Here is a 6986-nt window from a genome sequence, read left to right as displayed (position 1 = left end):
CGGTCTTCACATCCGCGAAGATCGACCAGAGCTTCAGCATCTCCGGCACGTTCTGGAACTTCGCGAACCTCGTCTTCATACGGAACGTGTTGTTGCCGGTGGGGGCCATCTCCATCTGCGTGACGGTCTGCCCGAACGTCGCCGCCCACGCATCGAACGCCCCGATCCCGGCAGCCTCCAGCAAGTCAGGGCGCAGGTACTTCTGCATCACGAACGCCTCGGTCACCGAGTTCGAAATCGGCGTCGCCGTCGCGCCGGTGACGACCCGCTCACGGCCCTGGGAGCGCAGGTACTCGAGCTTCATGTGCAGGTCGCTGGCGCGGTTGGAACCCTCGATCGCGGCGTCGGAGATGTTGGAATCGGTGGCGAGGTTCTTGTACATGTGCATCTCGTCCACGACCACGTAGTCGATGCCGGTGTCCTCAAAACACACCCCGGCATCCCGATCTGTGTCGATGCGGGCCTTGACCTTGTTCTCCAGTTGCAGCAGCTTGCGCTGGATGCGCTTGACGCTCATCGCGTTCTCACCCGTCGCGGTGGCGAGCACCTCCCGCATCTCGTCCACCTGGGCTTGGATGTACGCCTGCTGAGTCTCGGCGCGCAGCGGAATCTTCTCGAACGCGCCCTGCGTCACCAGGACGCCATCCCACTCGTTCGCCGACGCCCGCGCGACGAACAGGCGGCGCTTGTCGGCGGTGAGGTCTTTGCTGGACGCGGCGAGAATCCGGGCCTGCGGATAGATTTGCAGCCACTCGCGGGAGAACTGTTCGAGCATGTGGTTCGGAATCACGAGCACGGGCTTGTCGATGAGCCCCATGCGGCGCATCTCCATGACGCCCATGATCATTTCCGCCGTCTTGCCCGCTCCGACCTCGTGGAACAGCCCGGCGGAGGGTTCGGCGATCATGCGCGCGACGGCGGAGCGCTGGTGCGGGCGCGGGGTGAAGTTCTCCGCCAGACCCGGCAGGCTCAGGTACTCGCCCGCGTCGGTGTAATCCCTGAGCACGATGGAGTTGAAGCGCCGGTTGTACTCAGTCACGAGCGTGTGGGCGCGTTCGGGGTCTTCGAACACCCACTCGGAGAACCGCTCTTGCAGGGCATCGGCTTTCTCCTGCGCGGCGGTGGTCTCCAGCGGGTTGAGCACGCGACGCTTCTTGCCGTCGACGTCCTCGATCTCGTCGTAGACGAGCAGGGTGCGCTGTTCCATGATCGCCTGGGCGATGTCCGGGGCGGGGCGGCGTTCGGTGCCCCACTCGCTGGTGGCCAGCAGCCCTTGACGGCCTCCGCGCACTTCCCACATGCCCGGCAGCGGGTTCTCCACGTTCACTTCGCGGGTGCGCAGCAGCTCGTTCAGGAACTGCGCGTGCACCTCGGCGCTGATCCACACCGCACCCATCCGGGCGCTGATCTCCTGCACACCGAGCGATTCGGGCACGACCTCGGTCAGCGCGTCCACGTTCGCCTGAAACTCAGGTTCGTCGGCAGCGCGCGCCGTGGCCTGCTCCAGTTTCACGCGCACATCGCCGGAGAGGTACGCGGGGGCGTGGATGAGTTCGTCGGTGACCGGATCGGTGAACACCAGCCCGGTCAGCGAGGCACGGGCCTCAGCCTCGCCCATGCCGAGCATGTCGGCGATCAGCGGCAAGTCGATGCCCCCGCTGCGGTCGAGGCTGACCGCGATCGCATCGGCCGGGGTGTCCACGCCTTGTGGTTCGGTTCGCGGGGAGACGACCCGGCGGGTCATGATCGCCGCCGGGGTCGCGGTCTGGTCGGTGTCGTCGAACTGCTCCAAGGCGAGCACGAGCGCCCCGAACGGGTCAGAGCGCAGCACCCGGATCGGGGTCGGCACCGTGCGGGCGTAGGTGTCTTCCCCGGCATCGTTGGTGCGTCCGGTGCGGCGCAGCGTGTAGCGGTTCAGCGGCCCGTACCTGCCGGCGTACTTGCGGTAGTCGCGGTGCAGGCTCTCACGTGCCACGTTGATCTCGTCGGTGTCATCGACGGTCGCGGCCTCCAGTTCGAGCAGCCGGTGCGCCGCATCGCGCAACCCCAGCAGGGCGCGCAGCTCAGGCCCGGCGCTCTTAGGCACCTCCAGCGGTTCGACGGAACCAGCGGCGACGGTGCCGAACCCGGTGTCGGTGGCGACGATGCTGCCATCCCACAACTGCGGCGGCGACGGCACGCGTGCGGCCTGCCGCGCCCGATGCTCCGCCGTGGGCGCGGTGAACGTCAGCCCGGTGCGACGAGCGCTGAACGTGATCTGATCGAGCACGTCAGCCAAGTCAGCTTCCAGCCGCCCGGGGTCGCCGTCGACCGCGACCGCTGGCCTGCCGTACATCCCCTGACGGATACGCATCTCACCGAGCACATGCTCGGGGCGATGGTCGAAGTAGGCGTTGATCTTCGCCCGCTGCCCGTCCAGGCTGATCGGAGTGACCGTCTCCCACAAGCCGTCATCGGCGGTCGGCTGCCCGTCCTCGCGGCGGCGCAGGATGAGCAGATCGGTCACCACGTCGGTGCCCGCCGTGCGCCGATGCGCCCCGGCGGGGAGCCTGACCGCGCCCACGAGATCGGCGAGCAGCGCCATCTCTCGGCGCGCGCCGGGGTTCTGCGCATCCATCGTGTACTGCGACGTCAGGACGGCGACCATCCCGCCGGGCCGGGTGAGTCGCAAGCCCTTGAGGATGAAGTGGTTGTGCATCGACTGCCGGGTCGGATTGTGCACCGGGTCGTGCAAGGTCACGTCCGAGAACGGCACGTTCCCGATCGCTGCATCGAACGACCCCTCGGGCAGTCGGGTGTCGGCAAACGACTCGCCCCGCACCTCGGCGTGCGGGTACAGGGCGCGGCTGATCGCCGCGGTCACCGGGTCGAGCTCCACCCCGGTCATGCGGGCGTGCTCGGGGGCCATGCCGAGGAACGTGCCCAGCCCGGAGCCCGGTTCGAGGACGTGCCCGCCGTCGAAGCCGAGCGCGGTCATGGCCCGCCACATCTGCCGCACGATCAACGGGTCGGTGTAGTGCGCGTTGATCGTCGTGCGCGCGGCGGCATCCCACTCGTCCGGGGTGAGCAGGCTCCGCAGCTGCTCGCGCTCCGTGCTCCAGTCCTGCTTGGACTCGTCGAAGACATCGGGCACCGCGCCCCAGCTCGACCAGCGCGCAAGCGTCTGCTGCTCATCGGGCGTCGCCGGGCGTTCCTGCTCGGCAAGTAGCCGTGCGGTTTCGATGGCGGCGACGTTCGCGTGGAAGCGGGCCTTCGCGCCCGAGGGGGCCAGGTCGTCGTGCGTGTCCGGCACGAACCGCAGCACCGGCGCGGCAGGCTCCGGGCCGGTGTCGTCAGCGGAGGAAGTTAGCGGACTTCGCGCAGGAAGCGGAGCGTCGCTGCCTCCGCCAGCAAGCTCTGGTGCTCGTCCAGATACCGCCTCGGGATCTCCGCTTCGACCAGGCCCTCCAAGAACCAGACCGGTACGGCCCAGTCCTTGGCCTTCTGCTCCAGGTCGACCGTCGCGGGCATCAGATCGGGGGCGTCCTGCATCCGCTCGGCCCACATGATCAGGTTCTCGTCGTTCGGGGAAGTCTCGTTCCACTCCTGACGGGCCTCGTCCAGCGGCAGACTCGGGTCGGTGACCCAGGCGAGTTGCTGCATCACGACCTCCTCCGCGATCCGTAGCGCCGTCATCCGGTGCGCCACGTCCTTGAGATAAGTCTCCCTCGAAGAGCGCGTCTTGGCCAGCAACAACGGGCGGTTCGTCTCGATCCGCCGTGCCAGGTCGGTGATCTGGCCCTGCGCCTCCAGGCCCAGCTCGGTGAAGAACCGGGTCGGGTTCTCGATCCTCGCGTACCGCTCCGGCGCGTGGGTCTGCCAGTGGCGCATCGCCTGCGCCCCGTACTTGTTCACGTTCTGCTCCCTCCACGCCGGGCGTGTTCTCGACGGCTTCGCTGATCTGCTCGTCAGCGGTCTGCTCGGCCAGCCCCCAGAGGTCGAACTCCAGCTGACCGGGCGGCGCTTTCCGGCTCCTGCGTCTGGCCATCAGTGCTCACCTCCCTGCCTCGTACTGCCGGTCAGATAGGTGCGGCCCCGGTGCCATCCGTGCCTCGTTCCAGCAGCGCCTCGATCTCGGCACGATCCGCTTTCAGCCGTTCCCCGTCGTCTCGCTTGGGCCAGGCCCGCAGGTCGGTGATGATCGGTGCCGCTGAGCGCAACAGCGTGACGGCTATGCCGAACGGCAGGGTGCGGATGCGGTCGGGCGGCATGATCGGCACACGCCGGATCGAGCGCTGGTTCGAGCGCGTGCCGTGGTCGCCCAGAGTCACGCTGTCGGTGAACTCGTCGCGTTCCCCGATCAACGCCGAGAGGTCTTGCAGGTCGCGGCTGTTGGACGCGCCGCCGAGGACGATCTTGGTGATCGCCGCATCCCAGATCGCATTCGCCTGATTCTCGCTCCAACGGTCACGCGCCTGCGCGAGCGACTGGAGAACGGGCATCGTGGTGATCCCGGTGCCGCCGCCCTCAGCCATGAGCGTCGGCAGACTCGGGAGCGGGCTGAGGTTGGCGATCTCGTCCAGCGCGAGCAGCAGCGGCGGATCGAGTCGCGCACCCGGCGAGCGCGCCGCAACCCTACGGGCGGCTTCCACGAGGTCTTCCACGAACGCTGCCACCAATGAGGCGGAAGCCCCGGCCCCGGCGCCGGTCGCGAGCAGGTAGAGCGTGCCGCGCGACTGGATGAACTTCTCGGGGTCGAAGTCCTCGCCCTCGCCCGGCGAGACCGCATCGAGCACACGCGGATCGGCCAAAGCACTGAGCGACAGCGAGACACCCTGCCAGATCGAATCGCGGGTACGCGGGTCGGCGTCGATCATCGCCTCCAGCGATTCGGCCCACCCGCCCGCCGCCAGTGGGCTGTTGGTGAGGATCGCCACCGCATCGGCGGCGGCGGTCGGGTCGAGCGTCCACCTGAACAACTCGGCAGGTGGACGGTGGTCGATTGCCGCCGCGTGCAGGAGCGCTTGCAGCGCAGAACGCGTCTTCCCTTCCCAGAACCCGCCGCCCTCGACGCCGCCGGAGCTCAGGCCGGTCGCGGAGGCGAGGCCGGTGGCGCGGATCATCGCCGTCAGCGGGTCTTCGCAGCCTCGGATGGGTGACCAGCGCAACCCGGCGGGGATGCCCTCGGCCAAATGCTGCGGGTCGAACACAGCGGTCGGGCCGATGCGCTGCCTCGCGCGCAGGGTCGCGGTGAGGTTGTCCGGACGAGTCGACGTCACCACGACCGCGCCGGGCGCATCCAGAATCGCCGGGATCACGATGTGCAGGCCCTTGCCTGAGCGCGGTGGGCCAATCAGCAGAATCGAGTCCTCGACGCTGGCCCACACGTCACGCCCGTGGGATGCGCCGAGCCGGTAGCCCACATCGGCAGGTGCCGGGCGTGCCAACGAGGGGCGCAGGTTCGCAGCCCGACCCAGCAGCGCCTTGGTCGACGCGGCCCCGGCGACATCGTGTCTCGTGGCGATTCCGGCGAGCCGGTGCGGGTCGGTCGCGGTCTTGCGCGACTGGCGGCGCAGCAGCGCCCAGACCCAGGTGATCGCCGCTGCCAGCAGCGCGAGCAGAACGACCGCGACAATCCAGTACGCCACGACGTTCAGACCCTCGGCCTCCAGCACGGTCGCCGGGTCGCCGGGGTTGAACAGCACGCCGACCCCAGCCGCGGGGCCAGCCGCCGGCTGAGCAGTTCCGGTGAGGAACGCGGCCACCGACCCGGCCCCGCGCAGCAGCAGCGCGAGCGCGAACACCCCGATCAGGCCGATCATGGCGGCGTTGGTCAGCTCGTCACCGAATGAGCCGGTCTGCCTGCCCGGTGCGGGGGCGCTCATGACAGGCTCCGCACGACGAACGTGCCCGAGACCCGGCCCACGAGCACAACCTCGTCGCCAGCGTCGATGTGGTCGTGGGCCAGGTCGATGAGCGCACGGGCGGTGCCGGTCGAGGCGGCATCGGTGTGACGGATGATGCGGCACACCGCAATGTCCTCACCGGGCACAAAGCCCTCCCCGGTCACTTCCAGCAGCCGGGGAGCGTCAGCCGGTTCGGGTTCCGGCAGGTCAGGGGCTGGGGTGTTCTTCCGGGCGGTGGCGGTGATGATGTCGGTGAACGTCGAGCCATCGGCCTCGGTGACCTCGACCCGCGCCGGGATCATCCGCTCGGCGGTGACCTGATCGACAATCCGCGCGAACGAGCCGCGCCGCCACACCCCCTCGGCGACCGGCGGCGCGAGAGGCACACCGTCGACGGTGGCGCTCATCGTGCCGTCGTCGTGCACATCGAGACGGATCACCGGCATCGATACCGGCGCGGGAACAGGGGCATGGGCAGGTGCTTTTCTCATGCCGCCAGGTGCGCCCGCCGCCTCCGACGACGGTCAGAGCCTCGGCGCGGGCGGATCGTTCGCCCGGCGGTGACCGATGCCGAACTGTGCGGTCTGCGTGGCGCGGTTCTGCGTGCGCCGCGCCCAGTTCTCCGCCTCGACGAGTACCTGCCAGAAGTCCTCCGCGCGGCTCTCACCCTCGCGTTCGACGCCCCACACGGAGGTGCCGTCCGGGTGACGCACTCGGCGTTCGGCTGTCCATGTCCATGATGTCGGCAGTCGTTCGTCGTCTGACCAGTCGGTGCCGGTGTACTGCTCTTCGATCGCAAACCGTGAGCGGGTGTCGTTCTCGGGGTAGAACACGAAGTGCCCGGCACCGAATGTCTCGGGATCTTCGTAGAAGAACCGCACGCTGCCGTCGTACTTCCGGGCAATCCGGTTCAGGCCGTCATCGAGCACCGTCATGGTCGCCGTGAGGCGTTCCCGGTCGGGTTCGCTCCGGTTCACCGTGTGCTCCCACCATGAGTCAGTATCTCTAGAGCCGCAACTTTCTGACCGAGGTTCATGCCTCGCAGGTGCGCTCCGCCCGCCGCCGCAACGGACTTACCGCTTGTCGAGAATTCTGACGAAC

At 68.6% G+C, this 6986-nt stretch carries 5 protein-coding genes; all 5 read right to left on the bottom strand.

Going from position 1 to position 6986, the window contains the following annotated elements; all coding sequences use genetic code 11:
- A partial coding sequence (locus tag AB0P08_RS17020) for a helicase-like domain-containing protein (protein WP_363590606.1) occupies nt 1–3304 on the bottom strand: 3304 nt, incomplete at its 3' end.
- 41 nt (nt 3305–3345) lie between these two features.
- Nucleotides 3346–3894 (bottom strand): hypothetical protein, encoded by a 549-nt coding sequence (locus AB0P08_RS17015; RefSeq protein ID WP_017883441.1) that lies wholly within the window; start codon nt 3892–3894, stop codon nt 3346–3348.
- Between the two features lie 164 nt (nt 3895–4058).
- Nucleotides 4059–5864, bottom strand: a complete 1806-nt coding sequence (locus AB0P08_RS17010; protein WP_363590605.1) for a TraM recognition domain-containing protein — start codon at nt 5862–5864, stop codon at nt 4059–4061.
- Nucleotides 5861–6292, bottom strand: coding sequence for a hypothetical protein (locus tag AB0P08_RS17005; RefSeq protein ID WP_280566110.1), 432 nt, complete (start codon nt 6290–6292; stop codon nt 5861–5863). The genes AB0P08_RS17010 and AB0P08_RS17005 overlap by 4 nt, the downstream gene beginning before the upstream one ends.
- 117 nt (nt 6293–6409) lie before the next feature.
- Nucleotides 6410–6862, bottom strand: coding sequence for a hypothetical protein (locus AB0P08_RS17000; RefSeq protein WP_280566109.1), 453 nt, complete (start codon nt 6860–6862; stop codon nt 6410–6412).
- Nucleotides 6863–6986 lie beyond the last annotated feature (124 nt).

The organism is Microbacterium meiriae (genome assembly GCF_040686935.1).
GTDB lineage: Bacteria > Actinomycetota > Actinomycetes > Actinomycetales > Microbacteriaceae > Microbacterium > Microbacterium meiriae.
This window is presented reverse-complemented; position numbering and strand designations above follow the sequence as displayed.

Coding starts and splice junctions, on each gene's coding strand:
- AB0P08_RS17010 (WP_363590605.1), bottom strand. CDS start 5,864: ATGAGCGCCCCCGCACCGGGCAGGCAGACCGGCTCATTCGGTGACGAG.
- AB0P08_RS17005 (WP_280566110.1), bottom strand. CDS start 6,292: ATGAGCGCCACCGTCGACGGTGTGCCTCTCGCGCCGCCGGTCGCCGAG.